This window comes from Burkholderia paludis, assembly GCF_000732615.1.
GTDB lineage: Bacteria > Pseudomonadota > Gammaproteobacteria > Burkholderiales > Burkholderiaceae > Burkholderia > Burkholderia paludis.
Genome location: NZ_JPGL01000076.1, coordinates 25,366 through 46,581 on the forward strand (window position 1 = coordinate 25,366; position 21,216 = coordinate 46,581).

Consider the following 21,216-nt stretch of genomic DNA (forward strand, 5'->3'; position numbering starts at 1 on the left):
GCGTCGCGCCGGATGCCGTTACAATCCGGCGCTCCGATCCGCGAAACGGGAAACCCACGTCATGAAGCCCATCATCGTCTCGTCGCTCGCCGCCATGCTGGTGGCCGTCAGCACGCACGCGGCGGCCGACACCGCCGCCGGCAGCGACGCGCAGGCATCGTGCGCGATCGCGTACGTGACCGGCGTCGGCGGCTCGCCGCGCGGCCTGAGCGAATACCTCGCGAGCCCGGCGCCGTACAACTACCTGAAGGACAACGACCTGCAGTGCAAGGTGTCGGACGACGGACGCACGTCGAACTGCACCGGCGTGACCTACCTCCGGAACGAACAGGTCAGCGTGTACGACGATTCCGATCCCGCGACGCTGACCGTCGTGGCGCGCGTGGAACTCGACCACGGCCAGAAATACCCGGTGATCGTCGTCGTGCAGCGCAAGGACGCCCGCTGCAAGCAGTGACGCAGCCATTCGCGCGCGCGCGCCGGTCGACCCGGAACGCGGGTGCGTGCCGCGCGTCGCGCGGCACCTGAACCGCGGGCGCCGGCGGCGGTCCGCGCCTGATGCCTCCCGGCCCGGCGCACCATCACCTAGAATTCGTTCATCACGGCGACACGACCGCCGCCGCGTACTCGATGCCGCACGCGCCACCCCTGCGCGCGGCACACGGAGATCGCCATGACCGACCTGTCGACACCGACGGAACACGTCGATTACGAAGGCTTCGAGATCCATGTCGTGCCGGCCATGGCACCCGGCAACGACACGCGCTACACCTACACCGGCTACGTGTGCCATCCCGGCACGAATCCCGCACTGCCCGGCCACGCGGTACCGTTCCACGCGGACGGCGAGGAAAGCTTCGCGAGCGTCGACGAAGCCGTCCACGAAGCCGTGCACATCGGCAAGAGCATCATCGACGGCACGCACCCCGACCTGTCGGTGCTGTCGCTCGTCACGCACGGCTTCTGAACCCGGCGAACCGCAACGCCCGCGATTGCGCGGGCTTCTGCCGAGGGGATGCCGCGAGACCGCCGGGTTCGGCCGGCCGCGCGCCTGCGCCCGCTCCGCGCCTTTCAATCGTGCAACGCACCGGCCGGCATGCGCCCGCGACGCATGCCGCGCGGGCGCCGTCACATGTCGCGTCCCATCGCGATGCACGGCTCGCATGCCCGCGTCATCAGCCATCGCGACACACGGCATCGCCCGTTATGCGTTTCTCCCGATATCGGCCCGCGTCGGTACGCCTATCATTTTTCTATAGTCACTTCTGGCTAGCCTCTCATGCGCCCCCTTCCCCGTCCGTGCGTCGACCGGCTGCGTGCAGTTGCGCTGGCCGTCGTCGCCCTGCTTGCCGCGTGCACGATCACGCCGCCGCCGCCGCACGCGGTCCTGACGATCCCGTCGATCACCCGCAGCGGGAACCTCGACCAGTATCGCGTCGAAGTCGCCCGGCGCGTCGCCGAACGCAACCCGGCCGGCATGCTGCACGGCACGCCGCAGGCAATGCTCCGGTCGCTCGTCGTCGTGGCATTCACGGTCGACCGCAGCGGCCGTCTCGTCAACGCATCCGTCTACCGCAGCAACGGCGACAGCGAAGCGGAGGCGCTCGCGCTCGCGTCGCTCCGGCGCTCGGCGCCGCTGCCGCCGCCGCCGACCCGACTGCTCGACGGCAACGGCCAGATCGAGATGATGGAAGGCTGGCTCTTCAACGACGACGGCCACTTCCAGTTGCAAAGCACCGCGTCCGCGCAGGCGCAATCGATCGAATGACCGGTCGCTGCCTCGCGATTGCCGGCGTGCGGCGGCGCTGGCTATAATTTTCCGCAACCGCGCGGCCATCACGCCGCGCGCGGGTTCGCGGGCCCTACCCGGCATGCGATCCGACCATGCCGGCACCGGGCGGCGGCGACCTATCCGTCTCCATCGTCGACCGGCGGGTGACGTCCGCGCGACGGCGCGCGGCCACGCCGCCACCGCCTCATCGGCTCGGCGGCTCCAGGCAGGCTTGCGCCTGCCCGAGCGCACGCCCAGCCGACCGCCCAACGATAAAACGGAGACATTCATGTCCGCATCCCCCCCGGCCGTTGCACACGCAACCGGTTCGGCCGGCGCCGTCAGCCACCGCCGCATCGTGTTCGCCAGCTTCATCGGCACCGCGATCGAGTTCTACGATTTCTACGTGTACGCAACGGCCGCCGCGCTCGTCATCGGCCCCGTCTTCTTCCCGCACGGCTCCGCGACCGCCCAGGCGCTGTCCGCATTCGTCACGTTCGGCATCGCATTCATCGCCCGCCCGATCGGCTCGTTCCTGTTCGGGCACTTCGGCGACCGCATCGGCCGCAAGTCGACGCTCGTCGCGTCGCTGCTGGTGATGGGCGTGTCGACCACCGCGATCGGCCTCGTGCCCGGTTACGACGCGATCGGCACGCTCGCCCCGGTGCTGCTGTGCGTGCTGCGCTTCGGCCAGGGGATCGGCCTCGGCGGCGAATGGGGCGGCGCGGCGCTGCTCGCGACCGAGCACGCGCCGCAGGGCAAGCGCGGCTGGTTCGGGATGTTCCCGCAGCTCGGGCCGTCGGTCGGCTTCCTGATGTCGAACGGCCTGTTCTTCGCGCTCGCGCTGTCGCTGTCCGACGAGCAGTTCCGCGGCTGGGGCTGGCGCATCCCGTTCCTGGTCAGCGCGGTGCTCGTCGCGCTCGGCCTGTACGTGCGGCTCAAGATCACCGAAACGCCCGCGTTCCAGGCCACGCTCGACCGCAACGAGCGCGTGCGCGTGCCGGTCGCCACGCTCGTCACGCAGCACTGGCGGCCGACACTGCTCGGTGCGCTCGCGATGGTCGTCTGTTACACGCTGTTCTATATCTCGACGGTGTTTTCGCTGTCGTACGGCGTGTCGACGCTGCATATCCCGCGCCAGAGCTTCCTCGGCCTGCTGTGCCTGGCGGTCGTGTTCATGGGGCTCGCGACGCCGCTGTCCGCGTGGGCGTCGGACCGCTTCGGCCGCAAGCCGGTGCTCGTCGCGGGCGGGATCGCCGCACTGCTGTCGGGGTTCGCGATGGAACCGTTGCTCGGCAGCGGCTCGATGCCGCTCGTCGCGCTGTTCCTGACGATCGAGCTGTTTCTGATGGGCGTGACGTTCGCGCCGATGGGCGCGCTGCTGCCGGAACTGTTCCCGACCCCCGTCCGCTATACGGGCGCGGGGGTCTCGTACAACCTCGGCGGGATTCTCGGCGCGTCGATCGCGCCCTATATCGCGCAACTGCTGGCCGCGCACGGCGGGCTGTCATGGGTTGGCGGCTATGTCTCGGTCGCGGCGGCGATCAGCCTGATCGGCGTGCTGCTGATGCGCGAAACGCGCGACGCATCGCTCGTCTGAGCCCCCGGGGCGACCCGGGTTGTGCGGCGGCAGGCGTTGCCTATACTCGATCCTGGGCGCGCCGTCGCGCGCCCAGCGATCCCGCCCCGAAAGGAGCCGCCGCCATGAACATCCGCCTCGGCAACGCCGATCTCGTCCTGATCCTCGCGCTCGCGCTGGGCGGCGCGCTACTGCTCGCGCTGCGCTTCCGGCCGAAGACCTGGCGCGGCCTCGTGTTCGAGGCCCTGCTGGCGAACCTGGCGGCCATCGCCGCCGTCGTCACGGTCGAGGCGCTGCTCGCCTGAGCGGCTCCGCGCCGTCAGGCAATCATCCGCGCCGGCTGCGCGCCATAGGCCGGGCCGACCGCGTCGATCGCGTCCAGCGCCTGCCGGACCGACGGCATCGCGCCCGGTTCGCCGATCGACAGCGCGTTCGGCGCGCCGCCGATTCCGCAATGATGACGCGACGTCGCGACAAAGATCATCACGGTCGGCCGTTGCAGCGCACGCGCCATGTGCACGAACCCCGTATCGACGCCCACCACGAGCGCGGCCCGGCCGAGCGCCGCGCCAAGTTCACGGACGGTCATCGCCGGCAGCACGACCGCTCCCGGCGCGCGCGCCGCGATGTCCTGCGCATCGTCATGCTCGGCCGCCGATCCCCACGGCAGCAGCACGCGCACGCCGCGCATCATCATCTGCGTGGCGAGCATGGCCCAGTGGTCGGCCGGCCATTTCTTGTCGGGATTGGACGTCGCATGGAACAGCAGCATGAACGGCGCGCTGTCGGCCACGGCCGCGGGCAGGTTCACGCCCTGCGGCGGGACGATGCCGTACGCGGCAGCGCCCGCAGGGACGTAGCCGAGCGCCTCGCCGGCGCTCACGCGCATCCCGTGCCAGGCGTCGCAGTCCGGACGCGGGCCGAAACGATGCGAATACGCGAAGCGTGCGCCCGCTTCGCCGAGATCCCGCGTCTGGTAGCCGACGCGACGCGCCGCGCGCGCCAGCACCGAAATGATGGCGCTCTTGTAGACGCCGTGCAGGTCGATCACCGCGTCGTAACGGTGCGCGCGCAGCTCACCGATCGACGCCGAGATCGCCTTCAGGTCGCCGGCATTGCGCAGCTTCTTGAAGCGGCGCAACGGCGCGCACAGCACGGCGGCCACGCCCGGATGCCAGCGCACGACCTCCGCGCACGATTCATCCACCGCCCAGTCGACCGTTACGCCAGGGAACGCGCGGTGCAGATCCGCAACAACGGGCAACGTCTGAACGACATCGCCTAGCGACGTCACTTTCACGATAAGGATACGTTTCACGATATGTGGGTAAAGGCTGGCCGATTTGACATGCTAACGATGTTGTCATGCGCAGACATTACGAGAAAATTACCTTTGCAACAAAGTGCGTCTCCTTTCAGGAAGATTCTCGATTCCCGCACCCATCCGGTTCTTTTTATAATCCGGTCTTTGCCCTCCGGCCCGCGTCGATGCCACGCCACGACATTCCTGCCCTGTTTCCCGCGCTCACCCGCCGCTCGCTGCGCATCTGGCGCCAGTACGGCGTTTTCTGGCTCGGTGCGATCGTCGTCGGCCTCGCCGCGGTGCTCTACGCGCGGCTGATCGACTGGGGCTACGAGACCTTCCGCACGATGCGCGAGCACGCCGCCTGGCTGCCGCTGCTGCTGACGCCGGCGATCGCGGCCGCATCGGTATGGATCACGCGCCGCTTCTTCCGCGGCGCCGAGGGCAGCGGCATCCCGCAGGTGATCGCGACGCTGCATGCGCGCCCGAGCGCGTTCGGCGCGCGGCTGCTGACGCTGCGCATCCTGTTCGGCAAGGTGCTGGTGTCGTTCCTCGGCATCCTGGGCGGCTTCACGATCGGCCGCGAAGGGCCGACCGTGCAGGTCGGCGCGGCGCTGATGTTCAACCTGCGGCGCTTCTACCCGCGTTCGAACGCGCAGATCGAGCGCCAGCTGGTGCTGGCGGGCGCGGCGGCCGGGCTGTCGGCCGCGTTCAACACGCCGCTCGCCGGGATCGTGTTCGCGATCGAGGAACTGACGCGCAGCTTCTCGGCACGCGCGAGCGGCGTGCTGATCACGGCGATCATCCTCGCCGGCGTCGTCGCGCTCGGCCTGAACGGCAACTACACGTATTTCGGTACGATCGATGCCGGCCCCCATTTTCCGAAAATGCTGGCGATTGCCGTGCTCGTCACCGCGATCGTGACGGGGATCGCGGGCGGCCTGTTCTGCTGGCTGCTGCTCAATACCGGACGCTGGCTGCCCGCGCAACTGCTGGGCCTGTATCGCGAGCGGCCGATCACGTTCGCCGCACTGTGCGGCTTCGCGATCGCCGTCGTCGGCCTCGTCTCGGGCGGCACGACGTTCGGCAGCGGTTATGCCGAGGCGCGCGGCCTGCTCGACGGCAGCCAGCATCTTTCGGTGTTTTACCCCTTCCTGAAGATGGTGTCGATGGTCGCGTCGTACCTGCCGGGCATCCCGGGCGGGATCTTCGCGCCGTCGCTGTCGATCGGCGCCGGATTCGGCAACCTGCTGCACGTCGTGTTCAGCAACATGAGCCTGCCGATGCTGATCGCCCTTGCGATGGTCGGCTATCTGGCGGCCGTCACGCAGTCGCCGATCACGTCGTTCGTGATCGTGATGGAGATGATCAACGGTCACGCGCTCGTGATTTCGCTGATGGCCACCGCGCTGGTGTCGAGCCGCGTGTCGCGCTTCTTCGCGCCGCCGCTCTACGAAACGCTCGCCCTGCGCTATCTCGCGCCGCCCGTCGCGGCCGCGGAACCGGCCGCGGCAGGCGCCGCGGGCACATCGACGGCGGCGACCGGCGTCACCGAGCCGCAGGATGCGACCGCCGCGCCCGCCGATCCGCTCGACACGCTGCGCGACGAAGACGGCGGCGCGCCGTCCTCCGCCGCGCCGGTCGCAAGCACGCCGCACGCGGCGGCCCCGTCCGGCGTCGAGCCGGCTGCGTCCGCCGCGAATGGCCCGGCGCAGCCCGGCCCGCGCGACGCTCAGTAGATCACGACGGGCGCCGGATGGTAGTAGGCCGGCCGCGCCGGTACGACGATGCACCCGGCCAGCGTGATCGCGACGAGCGCGATGGCGATTACGGTTTTTTTCATCGCGTGCCTCGATCATGCCCAGTGGCCACGGGTCCAGAACCAGTTCGGACCGCGCTGGTCCCAGTGGCCGGGCACCCAATGCATGCCGACGCGCTCGGCTTCCCAGTGGCCGCCGATCCACACGTAGCGGCCATGATCCCAGTGCCAGTGGCCGCGCTCCCACACGTAACCGACCCGTGCGGCCGGAACGACTTCATAGCGCACGGGCGGCGGCGCGTTCGGCGCGACGACGACGACTTCCTCGGTGCGCATGGCGACCGGCTCTGCGACGACCATGCGGCCCGGCTGCGCGATCACGGGCGCGCCGACAATGATTTCCTCCGCATGCGCGGCAAACGGCGCGACGACGGCTGACAGGCCCGCTGCGAACAGGGCGAGCGAAACGATACGACGTTGAACGGTAGAGACAGCCATCACATCCTCCTGGTTGAACAAGTTACGCGAGCGTATTCGTTCAATGCGGGAGGACCGGATTCGGCCGACAGGCGCCGTGTTACGGGATGGCCGAAAGTGCAACAGGGCGTAAGACGCGCACGGCGGCACCGGCCGCCGTGCGGAGGGACACCTGCAAGGGTCAGACTTGCGGGATCTCGATCTTCACTTCGAGGACTTCGAGATCGTCCTGGCGCTCGAGGCTGACGCGAATGTCGTCGTTCGAAATCTGGACATACTTCGAGATGACCGCGACGAGTTCCTTCTGCAACGCGGGCAGGTAATCGGCCGGCGGCCGGCCGCCGACCCGTTCGTGCGCGATGATGAGCTGCAGGCGCTCCTTCGCGACCGATGCGGACTTCTTCTTCTCGCCGAGGAGAAACGAAAGGATGGACATGAGCGGCCTCCGTTACTTGCTGCCGAAGAGGCGCTGCAGCAGGCCCGGCTTCTGGTAGTCGGTGAAGCGCAGCGGCTTGTCTTCGCCGAGGAAGCGGGCAACGACGTCCTTGTACGCTTCCGCGACGTCGGTGCCGTCGATATGCACGGCCGGCAGGCCCTGGTTCGATGCGTGCAGCACGGCTTCCGACTCGGGCACCACGCCGATCAGCTTGATGCGCAGGATCTCGCTGATGTCCTCGAGCGACAGCATCTCGCCTTCGCTCACGCGCTTCGGGCTGTAACGCGTGATCAGCAGGTGCTCCTTGATCGGATCCTTGCCTTCGGTCCCACGCTTCGTCTTCGACGACAGAATGCCGAGGATGCGGTCCGAGTCGCGCACCGACGACACTTCCGGGTTCGTGACGATCAGCGCTTCATCGGCGAAGTACATCGCGTGCAGCGCGCCGGCCTCGATCCCGGCCGGCGAATCGCAGACGATGAATTCGAAGTCCATCGCGGCGAGATCGTTCAGCACCTTCTCGACGCCTTCGCGCGTCAGCGCATCCTTGTCGCGCGTCTGCGACGCCGGCAGGATGAACAGGTTCTCGCACTTCTTGTCCTTGATCAGCGCCTGGTTCAGGTTCGCTTCGCCCTGGATCACGTTCACGAGGTCGTACACCACGCGACGCTCGCAGCCCATGATGAGATCGAGGTTGCGCAGGCCGACGTCGAAGTCGATCACGGCCGTCTTGTGGCCGCGCAGCGCGAGACCGGACGCAAAGCTCGCGCTCGTCGTCGTCTTGCCCACGCCGCCCTTGCCCGAGGTCACCACGATGATTTTTGCCATTTACCCAATACCCTGTGTTCGTCAATGAGAGCCGATCGATCCGGAGCGTGCCGCGTAGGTCACGTCAGGCGCAGCGGTTCGATCATCAGTTTTTCCTCTTCGAGCCGGATCTGCACCGATTTGCCCAGTACGTCGGCGGGCAGCGGGTTCTCGGTCGTTCGATAGATACCCGCGATCGAAATCAGTTCCGGTTCGAGACACGTGCAGAAAATGCGCGCGTCGTGATTGCCGTGCACACCCGCGAGCGCGCGGCCGCGCAACGGCGCGTAGATGTGGATATTGCCTTCCGCGATGATCTCCGCGCCGTGACTGACCGGCGCGAGCACCACGAGGTCTCCTTTCGCGTAAATCTGCTGCCCCGAACGCAACGGCCGGTCGATCACGAGCGTCTGGCCGCCCGCCTGCGACACGGCCGGCGCGGGCTCCGGCGCCGGTTCGGCTGCCGGAGCGGCGACGGCGGCTTCCGCGGCAGGCGCCGGTTCCGCGTCGTCGGCCAGCTTCGCGGCCGGGGCGCGGCGATCGCGCGCCTCGAGCAACGGCAGGCCGGCGTCCCCCGCCCAGCCCTGCGTTGCCAGCGCCACGACGCCCACCGGGCGCATCCGCACGTCGCTCAACATCTGGCGGATGTCCGCCAGCGCGACGCGTTCGCCGTCCGCCAGGCGGCGAACGTCGATCGCGACGACATCGTCGGCGAAAAACTCGGGAGTCGCTTCGAAGCGCTTGACCAGTTCGGCACGCAACGCATCGAGATCGGTCGTCTTCACGGTGAACAGCAACGTATCGACCGATCCGCTGCGCAGCTCGAAGAATGGCGATTTTTTAAGCGACATGGACACTCTGCAAAAATTTTTTGCGTATTTTACAGGCGTCCACGCGTGCGGCCATTATTTTTGGGAAGCCGGGTTGCGGCGGCCCGGGCGGGGCCGCAACCGGCAGGCGGGCGGGCGACCGGACCTTGGTCGCGCCGCACGGCCCGCATCCTGACCTTGCGTCAGTGCTTCACCTGCGACACGTACAGCGATTTCATCGCGCCGGGCATCCGCGCGATCGGCGCGTGTTCGCCGGTATTGCCGAAACCCGCGCGTTCGTAGAAGCGGATCGCGTTGCGGTTCGCATCGGCGATCCATGCGTAGACGTCCTCGGCGCCGCGCTCGGCGAGCCATGCGGTGGCCGTCTCCAGCAGCAGCACGCCGCCACGCAGATGGCGCACCGCGTGCGCGACCCACAGCTCGCTCACGAACGCGCGCCGCTCCGGCGTGTTGTCGAAGTACGCGCCGATCATGCCGGCCGGATGGCCTTCGGTGTACAGCAGGAAAGTCGTCGATTCGTCAGACATGGCGCGCTGCGCGGCGATCGCCGACGCTGCGTCCGTTTCGACGTTCAGCAATTCGGCCTCCGGCGCTTCGCCGGGCGCGTAGGGCTCGCGCAGCGACGCGGCGCGGAGTTCGCGATACACGCTACCCTGGTCGGCAACGATACGACGAACGGTCAAGGTCGAACTCATGCAGGCACAGCCCCCTTCGGACAGCAAGCTACTAGCTTCAACCGAAAGCGGGGCATGAGTCAAATCGTTATTTTCAAATGACGGCGAGAATCGAAAGGCAGCAGCGCCGCCGGCAGCCGGGTACGCCGGTTCATGTGCGAGTGCAGCATCGCCGGATCGGCGCACGCCGTCGGACGACGGCGACGGTGCTGCCGTCCGGGCCGCGGCGCCGCACGCCTTGCGACGCGCGGCCGTCGCGCTTCGGGCCCGACCCATTTCACCGCGAAAACCGTCATGACAGGTAAAACGGACGAGCCTGTCGGCCCGCCTCGCGGGTGCCTGTTCCGTCAAGCATATTGCGATGCAACATTTGTTGCAGACACGCCAACCCATTGTCCGCACGCATCGCCGCCGGCCATCCGTCTGACGAACCCGCTGCCGGGCCGGGTCGATCCGGCGCGTCCCGCATGTTTCAATCGGCGCGCGCCGGCCCTTCCCGGCCCGCGCCCCACGCGCCCCGGCGTTTGGAGCCGCGCGCCTAGCGCCGGGGTTTGGCAAGCGCGCGCATGGATCGTATAACAGGCAGAACCGGGGGAAGATCCGGTGCCGCCGCGCACGTCGCGGTCCCGCGAGCATACGAACAACCGTACATGCGGCCGCCCTCGGGCCGGCCGACAGGAGGGAGACAATGGCAACGACCGACGGATCGGCCTCGGGCTGGTCGGATGGCAAGCGTTACCTGTGGCTGCTCGGCGCGCTGACGATCACGCTGCCGATCCTCGCCGCCCAGCTCGCGCTGTCGACGGGCCTGCACGTGTTCTGGTGGTTCGGCCCGCTGTTCGCGTTCGGCGTGATCCCGATCCTCGATACGCTGATCGGCGACGATCGCGACAATCCGCCCGAGACCGTCGTCCCGCACCTCGAGCGGGAGCGCTATTACCGGCTCATCGTCTATCTCGCGACCTTCGTCGAATACGTCGCGTTCTTCGTGTGCGTCTGGATCGTCGGCACGCATGCGCTCGCATGGTACGACTACGTCGGCTTCGCGCTGTCGCTCGGCGCCGCGACCGGCATTTCGATCAACACCGCACACGAACTCGGGCACAAGACCGACCGCTTCGAGCGCTGGCTCGCGAAGATCACGCTCGCGCCGGTCGCGTATGGCCACTTCTACGTCGAACACAACCGCGGCCACCACGTGCGCGTCGCGACGGCCGAGGATCCGGCGAGCGCGCGCTACGGCGAATCGTTCTGGGCCTTCCTGCCGCGCACCGTGACCGGCAGCATCCGCTCGGCGTGGCGGCTCGAAAAGGCACGCCTCGAACGGCTCGGGCATTCGCCCTGGACCTGGCGCAACGAAGTGCTGCACGCCTGGGCAATGACCGTCGTCGTATGGGGCATCGCGATCGCGATGGCCGGCAAGGTCGTGATCCCGTTCCTCGTGATCCAGGCCGTCTACGGCGCGTCGCTGCTCGAGGTCGTGAACTACGTCGAGCATTACGGCCTCGGCCGCCGCAAGCTGCCGAGCGGCCGCTACGAACGCTGCACGCCGCAGCATTCGTGGAACAGCAATCACGTCGTCACCAATCTGTTCCTGTACCAGCTGCAGCGGCACGCCGACCATCATGCGAATCCGACGCGCTCGTACCAGGCGCTGCGCCACTTCGACGATTCGCCGCAACTGCCGGCCGGCTACGCGACGATGATCCTGTTCGCGTACGTGCCGCCGCTCTGGTACCGCGTGATGAATCCGCGCGTGGTCGCCCACTACGGCGGCGACATGGCGCAATCGAACATCAAGCCGTCGATCCGCGCCAAAGTGCTCGCTCAGTATCCGGCCGCGGCCTGATCGCGGGGAACCGGCCGGCAAGGGCCGGCCCCGGCGAGTCGCCGGATGTCGGCGTCGTCGCCGCGCCCTGCGCCACCGAAGTCCGGCGCGCCGGGCACGGCCGTTACGCCGCTTCCGGCAGCCTGAACACGGCCACCGCGTGCCGCAGCGCGCTCGCCTGCTCGGCCAGTGCCTGCGTCGCGGCGGATGCCTGTTCGACGAGCGCCGCGTTGCGCTGCGTCGCTTCGTCCATCTGCGTCACAGCAATGTTCACCTGCTGGATGCCGCCGCTCTGCTCCTGCGACGCGGACGAGATCTCGCCGACGATCGTCGTGACCCGCTGCACCGCGCTCACGATCTCGTGAATCGACGCGCCCGCGCGGCCGATCAGCACGGCGCCTTCGTCGACCCGGCGCGTCGATTGCTCGATGAGCCCCTTGATCTCCTTCGCGGCGGCGGCGCTGCGCTGCGCGAGCGTGCGGACTTCCGCCGCGACGACCGCGAAGCCGCGCCCCTGTTCGCCCGCACGGGCCGCCTCGACCGCCGCGTTCAATGCGAGGATGTTGGTCTGGAACGCGATGCCGTCGATCACCGAGATGATCTCGCCGACCTTCGCCGAGCTGTCCGCGATGCCGGTCATCGTGCCGACGGCGTCCGTCATCACGCCGCCGCCTGCCGACGCGATGCTGGACGCGTCGTGCGCAAGTTGCGCCGCGTGCTGCGCGTGCTCGGCCGACTGGCGCACGCTGCCCGTAAGTTCGGTCATGCTGGCGGCCGTTTCCTCGAGCGACGCGGCCTGCGCCTCGGTACGCGCCGACAGGTCGTAATTGCCCGACGCGATCTGCGCGCTCGCCGTCGCGACGGCTTCGGCGTGCGTACGCACCTCGAGCACCACCCCCGACAGGCTCGCCTGCATCGCCTGCAGCGCGCGCAGCAGGTCGGCGATCTCGTCACGGCCGCTCGCATCGACGCGACGCGTCAGGTCGCCGCCGGCGACGGCTTGCGCGCAGGCCACCGCACGGTCGAGCGGCCGCAGGATCGCACGGCTGAACAGGAATGCACCGACCATCGCGACGGCCAGCACGATCAGCATCAGCACGAGGCTCGCGGCGGTGGCGTGCTGCGCGTCGCGGCTCGCCTGCGCCGACACCGTGGCGCTCTCGTCGGCGATCGATTTCGCGGCCCGCTCCAGCAGGGCCGCCGGTTCGCGGTCGACGCCCGCCACGGCGGCATCGCCGGCCGACATCTCGAAGCCGGCGGCCTTGAATGCGTCGAAGCCGCGCCGGTACCCCTCGCCCATCTCCGTGTGCGCGCGCATGAACTGCTCGACGAGCGAGCGGCTCTCGCCCTGCGGCAACTGGTGCACGAGCTGCGCGGCGAGCGCATCGACCGTACGCTCGCGCGTCTGGAACGCCTGCCAGTACTGGTCGAGCTTCCCGGGCTGCTTGCCGCGCAACAGCGTGTCCTTCCATTCCTGCACCTGCAGCTTGAACTGCACGAGCGTGGCCGACACGAGCCGCTCGTCGCCGACATTCGTCTGCACGTCTTCGGCGAACGTATCGATCGAACGGTTGAGTATGTGGATACCGTACAGCGCGCCACAGAACATCAGCAACAGCGCGACGGCGAATGCGAGGGGAATCTTGTAGCTCAGCTTCATGGGACCTTGAATCGACGGGAAACGATGCGGCCGGGCAAGGGCGCCCGCCGCCGCTCCGTGTTAACGGCGCGGAAAACGCAGGCTTAAAACTGAGGAAAGCGGTGAAAGCCGGACGCCGCGCGTGCGCTTCAGCGCGTGGCGCGCTCAGGTCGAATGCGTCGCGCGGGGCGCCGTTGTCGCGGCAACCCGCGAGCCCGCCATCCGGCGGCGCACGGCGACGATCGACAGCACGCCGAAGACGATCCCGGCGAGCACATCGGCAAGATAATGGCCGCCCTGCGTCGGCGACGACGCGATCATCACGGCATTCAGCGCGAGCGCGGCGGGAAACACGTAGCGGACGTGCCGTACCGCGTACGCGAGCAACAGCGCCAGCATCACGTGGAACGACGGCATCGACACGAGCCCCTGCGAGTCGGACAGGCTGAAGCGCCGAAGCTGCCCGCTGCGCAGCAGGTCGTAGTGAGACACGGTCGACGCCGTGCCCGGATCGGCGATGCCGAAATGGACGAATGCGCTTCGCGCCGGGAACGGCGTCGAGACGAGCACGGCGACGAGCAGCGCGAATGCGAACAGCGCCATGAATTCGGCGAGGTCGTCGTAGCGCCGCGTGATCGCGAGGATGAACGGAACGGCCACCAGTTGCACGATGCTGCTGCGATACGCCACCGCCAGCACGCGCTGCAGTCCGGCATGCGCGCCCAGCCAGCCATACAGGTCGGGCCAGTGAAAGCCGAGCAGCGCATCGAAGCGGACGAGATCGGCGTCGATCGACGGCGGCGCGAGCGCCACGCACCGATAGTCGAGCAGCACGACCGCCTGGCTGAAGGCGGCGATCGTCACGATACAGAGCAGGGCCAGCGCCGCTTCGCGCCATCGCCACGCATGGGCGCGCTTGCAATGGCGCGGCGTGCGCGACAGCACGATCAATGCCGTCGCAACCGCGATGGCCGCGCATCCTGCCAGCCCCGCGAAAATCGCCGCGTCGCCCAACGCCAGCGCGATGCCGACGCCCTGCGCGCCGCGAATGCCCGCGACGGCAATGACGACGGTCAGCAGCGCAATGCCCGTCAGGACTTTCGGCACTCGGTTCGTCATCGGATCGCGGGGTTCGCCGCGCGGCGCGGCTGCATCGAGGACGCGGCACGATCATGCCGCGCGGTTGGCCGTCATCGTACCAGCCCGATCCGGATGTGCCGACGGCGCGGATGTTGCCGCCGCAACGGTTTGCGACACATGCGCGGCGCAAGCCCAAAACGAAAAACCCCTTGATCCTTCCGGATCAAGGGGCTTCGTATTTTGGCGGAGAGGGTGGGATTCGAACCCACGGTACGGGGAAACCGTACGCCTGATTTCGAGTCAGGTACATTCGACCACTCTGCCACCTCTCCTTCCTTACTGCATTTCGCGGTTGGTCGTTTCCGCGAAAGAAAAGATTATAAGACGATCTCTTCTGAACTGACAAGCCCTTTTTGCAAATTATTTTGCGAGGGCTTCGGCCGCCTGCATCACGATGCCCGTACCGGCGCGTCGATCCGCTCGATACCGCCCATGTACGGACGCAGCACTTCCGGCACCGTGACCGAACCGTCGGCGTTCTGGTAGTTCTCCAGCACCGCGACGAGCGTGCGGCCGACCGCGAGGCCCGACCCGTTCAGCGTATGCACGAGCTCGGGCTTGCCCTGCGCGTTGCGGAAACGCGCCTGCATCCGGCGCGCCTGGAACGACTCGGTATTCGAGCAGCTCGAGATCTCGCGATAGGTGTTCTGCGCGGGCAGCCACACCTCGAGGTCGAACGTCTTCGCGGCCGAGAAGCCCATGTCGCCCGTGCACAGCGTGATCACGCGGTACGGCAGGCCGAGCTTCTGCAGGATCGCTTCCGCATGACCGACCATTTCGTCGAGCGCCGCATACGACGTTTCCGGCGCGACGACCTGCACCATCTCGACCTTGTCGAACTGGTGCTGGCGGATCATCCCGCGCGTGTCGCGGCCGTACGAGCCGGCTTCCGAACGGAAGCACGGCGAATGCGCGGTCAGCTTGATCGGCAGCGCGGACGCGTCGACGATCGACTCGCGCACGGTGTTGGTCAGCGAGATCTCGGACGTCGAGATCAGGTATTGCGTGACCGTGTTCTCTTCGCCGCCCTTCTCGACGCGGAACATGTCGTCCGCGAACTTCGGCAACTGGCCCGTGCCGTACAGGATCTCGGGGTTCACGATGTACGGCGTATACGCTTCCGTGTAGCCGTGCTGCTGCGTGTGCGTGTCGATCATGAACTGCGCGAGTGCGCGGTGCAGCCGCGCGATCGGGCCGCGCAGCATCGTGAAGCGCGCGCCAGCGAGCTTCGCGCCCGTCTCGAAATCGAGGCCGAGCGGCGTGCCGACGTCGACGTGATCCTTCACCTCGAAATCGAACGTGCGCGGCGTGCCCCAGCGGCGCGCCTCGACGTTGCCGGCTTCGTCCTTGCCGACCGGCACGCTTTCGTGCGCGACGTTCGGCATGCCCAGCATCAGGTCGGACAGGCGCGCCTGGATGTCGCCGAGCTTGGCTTCCGACGCCTTCATTTCGTCGCCGATGCCGCCGACCTCGGCCATCACGGCCGACGCGTCCTCGCCCTTCCCCTTCATCACGCCGATCTGCTTCGACAGGCTGTTGCGGCGCGCCTGGAGCTCTTCGGTGCGGGTCTGGATCGCGCGGCGTTCCGCTTCGAGGGCGGAGAACGCGGCGACGTCGAGGGTGTAGCCGCGATCGGCGAGGCGCTGGGCGACGCCGTCGAGGTCTTTGCGCAGCAACTGGATGTCGAGCATGGGAGGACTTGGAAAATCGTTGTGTAAGACGGGAATTCTAACGCACCGCGGGGCCGCCACGGCACCGGACGAACGGACAATGCCGTAAACGGGCGATGACCGGGGTAAGGCGACCATGGCAGTATCGCATTGCCGGTTCGCGTGCGGCGCCCGCACAGCGCGCGGCGTCGCAACATCGCGGATCGCAAGACGCCCGCGTCCGCCGCCGGCGCGTCAACCGAAGCCCCCGCCAACCGCCAACCGAGGAAACCGATGGCCATCGAACTGGACAAGGACGTGCGCGACCGCGCGATCGCGTCGCTGCAACGCTATTTCACGGAAAACATGGACGAGCCGATCGGCAACATCCAGGCCGGCGCGCTGCTGCACTTCTTCGTCGAGGAAATCGCGCCCGTGATCTACAACCTCGCGATCGCCGACGCGCAGCAGAGCCTGCACGCCCGCGTCACCGAACTCGACATCGAATGCCACCAGGAGCCGTTCGGCTACTGGAAGAAGCAGCCGGCCCGCAAGCGCTGACGCGTTCGCGGCGGCGCCGGCCGAACCGGGCCGCGCCTCGCGGTCAGTCCTTCTTGCCGGCCTCGCGGTCGAGCTCGCGCAGCCACGCGAGCTTGTCGGCGATCTTCGATTCGAGCCCGCGCGGCACCGGCTGGTACCAGCGCGGCTCGCGCATTCCGTCCGGCAGGTACGTCTCGCCGGCCGCATATGCATTCGGCTCGTCGTGCGCGTATCGGTACGCGTGGCCGTAGCCCAGCTCCTTCATCAGCTTGGTCGGCGCGTTGCGCAGGTGCACCGGCACCTCGCGCGACTTGTCCTGCTTCACGAACGCCATCGCCTGGTTGAACGCGTTGTAGCCTGCGTTGCTCTTGGCCGCGCACGCGAGATAGATCACCGCCTGCCCGAGCGCGAGCTCGCCTTCCGGCGAGCCGAGCCGCTCGTAGGTTTCGGCCGCGTCGTTCGCCACCTGCAGCGCGCGCGGATCGGCAAGGCCGATGTCCTCCCACGCCATCCGCACGATCCGCCGCGCGAGATACTTCGGATCCGCGCCGCCGTCGATCATCCGGCAGAACCAGTACAGCGCGCCGTCCGGGCTCGAGCCGCGCACCGACTTGTGCAGCGCTGAAATCTGGTCGTAGAAGTTGTCGCCGCCCTTGTCGAAGCGCCGCGCGTTGAGCGTCATCGCGCTGCTGACGAATTCCGCATCGATCGTCGCGACGCCGGCAGACGCCGCCGCCGTCTGCGCCTGTTCGAGCAGGTTCAGGAAGCGCCGTGCGTCGCCGTCCGCGTAGCCGACCAGCGTATCGACCGCCTTGTCGTCGAACGCCAGGCCGTCGAGCGCGATTGCCTGCGCGCGCTTCAGCAACTGGCGCATCTCGTCGTCGTCCAGCGACTTCAGCACGTAGACCTGCGCACGCGACAGCAACGCCGAGTTGACCTCGAAGCTCGGGTTCTCGGTGGTCGCACCGATGAAGGTGACGAGCCCGGACTCGACGAACGGCAGCAACGCATCCTGCTGCCCCTTGTTGAAGCGGTGGATCTCGTCGACGAACAGGATCGTGTGGCGGCCGGTGCGGTTCAGCGTCTCCTTCGCCTGCTCCATCGACTCGCGGATGTCCTTCACCCCGCCGAGCACCGCCGACAGCGCGATGAACTCGCAGTCGAACGCAAGCGCGGTGAGCCGCGCGAGCGTCGTCTTGCCGACGCCGGGCGGCCCCCACAGGATCATCGAATGCGGCTTGCCCGATTCGAACGCAAGCCGCAGCGGCTTGCCTTCGCCCAGCAAATGCGTCTGGCCGATCACCTCGGCGAGCGTCTTCGGCCGCAGCGCCTCGGCGAGCGGCCGGCGCGGCTCGACTTGAAACAGGTCGGACATGAACCCTCGCTCCACATCAAACGGTAGCGGCCGAACGCGGCCGCCTGACCCGACATTATGACAGCCGGGCGACAGCGCCGCCGCGCATGGCGGCCACGGAGCCGGCGCCCGGTGCCTGGTGCCCGCGCCTGGTGCCCGCGCCCCAAAACAACACGGGCCTGCCGTCGCCGGCAGGCCCGTTGCGGAAGAACGGCGCGCGGCGCCGGTCAGCCGGTGATCACGTCCGCACCCTTCGGCACGACGAACTTGAAGGTATCGCCCTTCAGCGGCGGATTCGTCTGGATGTTCGTGAACGTCAGCAGCGTGACGTTACCGAACACGTCGTGCAACTCCATCGCGGCGAGCGTGCCGTTCCGGAAGCCGATGCCGATCCGCTGGAACTGCGTGTCCTGCGCCTTCGGCAACATCTCGAGCCACTCGATGCCACCCTTCTCGCCGGCGTCGCGCAGCGTGTAGTTCTTGTCGAGATCGTTGCTGCCGAACAGGATCGCGGCAGGGCTCGCGCCCAGCGCGCCGTTCAGCTTGCGCTCGGTGACCTGGTTCAGGTCGCGGTCGTACACGTAGAGCTTGTCGCCGTCGGCCTGCAGCACCTGCTGGTACGGCTTCTGGTACGTCCAGATGAACTTGCCCGGACGCGAGAACACGAACGTGCCGCTCGAGTTGTCGGAGGGCTTCGGCATCGCCTGCACGGCGCTCGCGCCCTTCGCCGGCGCCTTGACGATCTGCTGCGTGAAGTCGCCCTTCGCCGAACGCACCTGCGACACGAAGGCCTTCAGTTGCTCGGTGCCGCCCGCGAACGCGTGCGTCGCCGCGAGCATCAGCGATGCGCCGGCAAGCGCCGCGCCGAGCCAGCGCCGCGTCGAACGAAGAGACAGTGCGAACGAATGTTGCTGCATATTGCGGTTTTCTCCCTGGGTGGCCGGCGCGGCGAACGCCGCGGACTCATTCCGCGTCGCGCGCCGGCACAAGAATTTCGCGGTTGCCGCTCGACGACATCGCCGACACGAGCCCCGATTGCTCCATCTGCTCGAGCAGCCGCGCCGCGCGGTTGTAGCCGATCCGCAAATGGCGCTGCACGAGCGAGATCGACGCGCGGCGGTTCTTGATGACGATCTCGACCGCCTGGTCGTACAGCGGATCAGACTCGTCGCCGCCTTCGCCGGTTCCCGCACCGGCCGAGCCCTCGTCGCCGTCGGCGGTGCCGCCTTCGAGCAGGCCCTCGACGTAGTTCGGCTCGCCGTGCTCCTTGAGCTTGTCGACGACGCGGTGCACTTCGTCGTCGGCGACGTACGCGCCGTGCACGCGCACGGGCAGCCCGGTGCCGGGCGCCAGGTACAGCATGTCGCCCATCCCGAGCAGCGATTCGGCGCCCATCTGGTCGAGAATCGTGCGCGAGTCGATCTTCGACGACACCTGGAACGCGATCCGGGTAGGCACGTTCGCCTTGATCAGGCCGGTGATCACGTCGACGGACGGACGCTGCGTCGCGAGGATCAGGTGGATGCCGGCCGCGCGCGCCTTCTGCGCGATCCGCGCGATCAGCTCCTCGACCTTCTTGCCGACGACCATCATCAGGTCGGCCAGCTCGTCGATCACGACCACGATGTTCGGCAGGCGGCCGAGCGGCTCGGGATCTTCCGGCGTCAGGCTGAACGGGTTCGGAATCTTCTCCTCGCGCTTCGCCGCCTCGTCGATCTTGTTGTTGTAGCCCGCGAGGTTGCGCACGCCGAGCTTGCTCATCAGCTTGTAGCGGCGCTCCATCTCCGCGACCGTCCAGTTCAGCGCGTGGCCGGCCTGGCGCATGTCGGTGACGACCGGGCACAGCAGGTGCGGAATGCCTTCGTAGACGCTCATCTCGAGCATCTTGGGATCGATCAGGATCAGGCGCACCTGCTCGGCGGTCGCCTTGTACAGCAGCGACAGGATCATCGCGTTGATCCCGACCGACTTGCCCGAACCGGTCGTGCCGGCAACCAGCAGGTGCGGCATCTTGGCGAGATCCGCGCACACGGGCTTGCCGCCGATGTCCTTGCCGAGGCTCAGCGTCAGCGCCGACGAAGCGGCCGCGTACACCTCGGAACCGATGATCTCGGACAGGTGCACCGTCTGGCGGCGCTGGTTCGGCAGCTCGAGCGCCATGTAGTTCTTGCCGGGGATCGTCTCGACGACGCGGATCGACACGAGCGACAGCGAGCGCGCCAGATCCTTCGCGAGATTGACGATCTGGCTGCCCTTCACGCCGGTGGCCGGCTCGATCTCGTAACGCGTGACGACCGGGCCCGGATACGCGGCGACGACGCTCGCCTCGACGCCGAAGTCCTTCAGCTTCTTCTCGATCAGGCGCGACGTGAATTCGAGCGTGTCGGCGGAAATCGCCTCCTGCGCCTTCGGCGCGGGATCGAGCAGCGACACCGGCGGCAGCGTCGAGTCGCCCGGCAGGTCGGTGAACAGCGGGACCTGCCGCTCGCGCTCGACGCGCTCGGACTTCGCCGGCGTGACGACCGGCGGCACGATCGTCACGGGCTCGTGATCCTCGATGCGCACGCGCTCCTCCTCGACCTTGCCTTCGCGGCGCACGGCCGCGGCCTCGCCGAGCTTGCGGTCGCGCTCGGCCTCGCGGCGCAGCTTCGCGACGTTGACGGCGGACAGGATCGCGCCGCCGACGCGCTCGGCGACCGACAGCCACGAGAAGCGGAAATACAGCGACAGGCCGATCGCGAGCGCGATCAGCAGCAGCAGCGTGCCGCCCGTGAAACCGAACGCATGCGACATCGCGGCGGCAACGGCCTCGCCGACGACGCCGCCCGGCGCCCGCGGCAACTGCACCTTCAGCGACCACATGCGCAGCGCCTCGATGCCGTCGCACGCCAGCACGACGAGCACGAACGAGAAAATCTCGGTGAGCCAGCCGATCGGCCGCTCGGGTTCGTCCGCGACCGCTTCGTGGCGCGTGATGCGGCGGTAGTTGACCGCGATGCGCCGCGCGAGCGGCACGATCAGCCAGTACGCCGACAACCCGAACAGCAGCAGGATGATGTCGGCCGTCCAGGCGCCGACGCGGCCGGCCCAGTTCGAAATGTGGTCCACCTGGGCGGCGTGCGTCCAGCTCGGATCGCGCCGGCTGTAGCTCAGCAGGGCCATCACCAGAAATGCGCAGAGCGCGACCTGGAGAATCCAGCGGATCTCCGTGAGGAGCTTCGACATCCGGTGCGGCAACGCCTGTGCCTGGGCGGAATAAGGAGCTTTTGCCATGAATCCGTATAAAGAGGACGGGCCGTGCGCCCGCCTGTCGTTCGATCGCGCTTATTGTAAACGCTGCACCGGGGCCCCAAGTGTAAATGACGGTTACATGACGGGGCCGGGATACGGCCGCCGCCTCGAACCCGCGCCGCGCCCCCCGCGGCAACAC

The 21,216-nt window shown here is 68.0% G+C and carries 20 protein-coding genes and 1 tRNA gene; 8 read left to right on the forward strand and 13 right to left on the reverse strand.

Features of this window, described 5'->3' with window-relative positions; all coding sequences use genetic code 11:
- Positions 1-61: 61 nt before the first annotated feature.
- The 5 genes from GQ56_RS0133940 to GQ56_RS0133965 all read left to right on the forward strand — a co-directional run bounded on the left by GQ56_RS0133940 (position 62) and on the right by GQ56_RS0133965 (position 3,655).
- Complete coding sequence (locus GQ56_RS0133940; RefSeq protein ID WP_031402888.1) at positions 62-457, forward strand: hypothetical protein; 396 nt, start codon at positions 62-64, stop codon at positions 455-457.
- A 216-nt stretch (positions 458-673) separates the two neighbouring features.
- Positions 674-967, forward strand: a complete 294-nt coding sequence (locus GQ56_RS0133950; RefSeq protein WP_031402889.1) for a hypothetical protein — start codon at positions 674-676, stop codon at positions 965-967.
- A gap of 312 nt (positions 968-1,279) precedes the next feature.
- Positions 1,280-1,768: an energy transducer TonB family protein gene (locus GQ56_RS0133955; RefSeq protein ID WP_031402890.1), complete on the forward strand. Its 489-nt coding sequence runs from the start codon at positions 1,280-1,282 to the stop codon at positions 1,766-1,768.
- 292 nt (positions 1,769-2,060) lie between these two features.
- Entirely contained in the window at positions 2,061-3,371 is a 1,311-nt protein-coding gene (locus tag GQ56_RS0133960; protein WP_031402891.1) for an MFS transporter, read from the forward strand.
- A gap of 104 nt (positions 3,372-3,475) precedes the next feature.
- Positions 3,476-3,655, forward strand: coding sequence for a hypothetical protein (locus GQ56_RS0133965; protein ID WP_021164136.1), 180 nt, complete (start codon positions 3,476-3,478; stop codon positions 3,653-3,655).
- A 14-nt stretch (positions 3,656-3,669) separates the two neighbouring features.
- Here the strand turns inward: GQ56_RS0133965 and waaC are convergent, their stop codons facing one another.
- Positions 3,670-4,668 (reverse strand): lipopolysaccharide heptosyltransferase I, encoded by a 999-nt coding sequence (gene waaC / locus GQ56_RS0133970; RefSeq protein WP_031402892.1) that lies wholly within the window; start codon positions 4,666-4,668, stop codon positions 3,670-3,672.
- A 170-nt stretch (positions 4,669-4,838) separates the two neighbouring features.
- Between waaC and GQ56_RS0133975 the strand changes: the two genes are divergently transcribed.
- Positions 4,839-6,392, forward strand: a complete 1,554-nt coding sequence (locus GQ56_RS0133975) for a chloride channel protein (protein ID WP_031402893.1) — start codon at positions 4,839-4,841, stop codon at positions 6,390-6,392.
- Positions 6,393-6,508: 116 nt separating this feature from the next.
- Here the strand turns inward: GQ56_RS0133975 and GQ56_RS0133985 are convergent, their stop codons facing one another.
- From GQ56_RS0133985 to GQ56_RS0134005, 5 genes are all read right to left on the reverse strand, one after another.
- Positions 6,509-6,910, reverse strand: coding sequence for a YXWGXW repeat-containing protein (locus GQ56_RS0133985; RefSeq protein ID WP_031402895.1), 402 nt, complete (start codon positions 6,908-6,910; stop codon positions 6,509-6,511).
- Positions 6,911-7,070: 160 nt separating this feature from the next.
- Positions 7,071-7,325 carry a cell division topological specificity factor MinE gene (gene minE / locus GQ56_RS0133990; RefSeq protein WP_031402896.1) on the reverse strand — a complete coding sequence of 85 codons (255 nt, stop codon included), beginning with the start codon at positions 7,323-7,325 and terminating at the stop codon, positions 7,071-7,073.
- A gap of 12 nt (positions 7,326-7,337) precedes the next feature.
- Complete coding sequence (gene minD, locus GQ56_RS0133995) at positions 7,338-8,153, reverse strand: septum site-determining protein MinD (RefSeq protein WP_031402897.1); 816 nt, start codon at positions 8,151-8,153, stop codon at positions 7,338-7,340.
- 59 nt (positions 8,154-8,212) lie between these two features.
- Entirely contained in the window at positions 8,213-8,983 is a 771-nt protein-coding gene (gene minC, locus GQ56_RS0134000; protein WP_031402898.1) for a septum site-determining protein MinC, read from the reverse strand.
- Between the two features lie 161 nt (positions 8,984-9,144).
- Entirely contained in the window at positions 9,145-9,657 is a 513-nt protein-coding gene (locus GQ56_RS0134005; protein WP_031402899.1) for a GNAT family N-acetyltransferase, read from the reverse strand.
- 667 nt (positions 9,658-10,324) lie between these two features.
- Here GQ56_RS0134005 and GQ56_RS0134010 point away from each other — a divergent pair.
- On the forward strand, positions 10,325-11,485 hold the full coding sequence (locus GQ56_RS0134010) for an alkane 1-monooxygenase (protein WP_031402900.1): 1,161 nt from the start codon (positions 10,325-10,327) through the stop codon (positions 11,483-11,485).
- A gap of 103 nt (positions 11,486-11,588) precedes the next feature.
- On the opposite strand, the gene GQ56_RS0134015 is transcribed toward GQ56_RS0134010, so the two are convergent.
- The 4 genes from GQ56_RS0134015 to serS form a co-directional block, all read right to left on the reverse strand.
- A complete protein-coding gene (locus tag GQ56_RS0134015) occupies positions 11,589-13,124 on the reverse strand; it encodes a methyl-accepting chemotaxis protein (RefSeq protein ID WP_031402901.1) in 1,536 nt (511 codons plus the stop codon).
- A gap of 144 nt (positions 13,125-13,268) precedes the next feature.
- Positions 13,269-14,222, reverse strand: a complete 954-nt coding sequence (locus GQ56_RS0134020; protein WP_063934563.1) for a phosphatase PAP2 family protein — start codon at positions 14,220-14,222, stop codon at positions 13,269-13,271.
- A 202-nt stretch (positions 14,223-14,424) separates the two neighbouring features.
- Positions 14,425-14,515, reverse strand: a tRNA-Ser gene (locus GQ56_RS0134025).
- A 117-nt stretch (positions 14,516-14,632) separates the two neighbouring features.
- The gene (gene serS / locus GQ56_RS0134030) at positions 14,633-15,934 is read right to left on the reverse strand and encodes a serine--tRNA ligase (protein WP_031402903.1); all 1,302 of its coding nucleotides are present in this window, start codon (positions 15,932-15,934) and stop codon (positions 14,633-14,635) included.
- A 252-nt stretch (positions 15,935-16,186) separates the two neighbouring features.
- On the opposite strand from serS, the gene GQ56_RS0134035 reads away from it, so the two are divergent.
- On the forward strand, positions 16,187-16,453 hold the full coding sequence (locus tag GQ56_RS0134035; RefSeq protein ID WP_031402904.1) for a DUF2164 domain-containing protein: 267 nt from the start codon (positions 16,187-16,189) through the stop codon (positions 16,451-16,453).
- Positions 16,454-16,496: 43 nt separating this feature from the next.
- On the opposite strand, the gene GQ56_RS0134040 is transcribed toward GQ56_RS0134035, so the two are convergent.
- From GQ56_RS0134040 to GQ56_RS0134050, 3 genes are all read right to left on the reverse strand, one after another.
- Positions 16,497-17,807, reverse strand: coding sequence for a replication-associated recombination protein A (locus GQ56_RS0134040; RefSeq protein WP_031402905.1), 1,311 nt, complete (start codon positions 17,805-17,807; stop codon positions 16,497-16,499).
- Positions 17,808-18,013: 206 nt separating this feature from the next.
- Positions 18,014-18,703 carry an outer membrane lipoprotein chaperone LolA gene (lolA, locus tag GQ56_RS0134045; RefSeq protein ID WP_031402906.1) on the reverse strand — a complete coding sequence of 230 codons (690 nt, stop codon included), beginning with the start codon at positions 18,701-18,703 and terminating at the stop codon, positions 18,014-18,016.
- 46 nt (positions 18,704-18,749) lie between these two features.
- Positions 18,750-21,059, reverse strand: a complete 2,310-nt coding sequence (locus tag GQ56_RS0134050) for a DNA translocase FtsK (protein WP_031402907.1) — start codon at positions 21,057-21,059, stop codon at positions 18,750-18,752.
- Between the last annotated feature and the right edge of the window lie 157 nt (positions 21,060-21,216).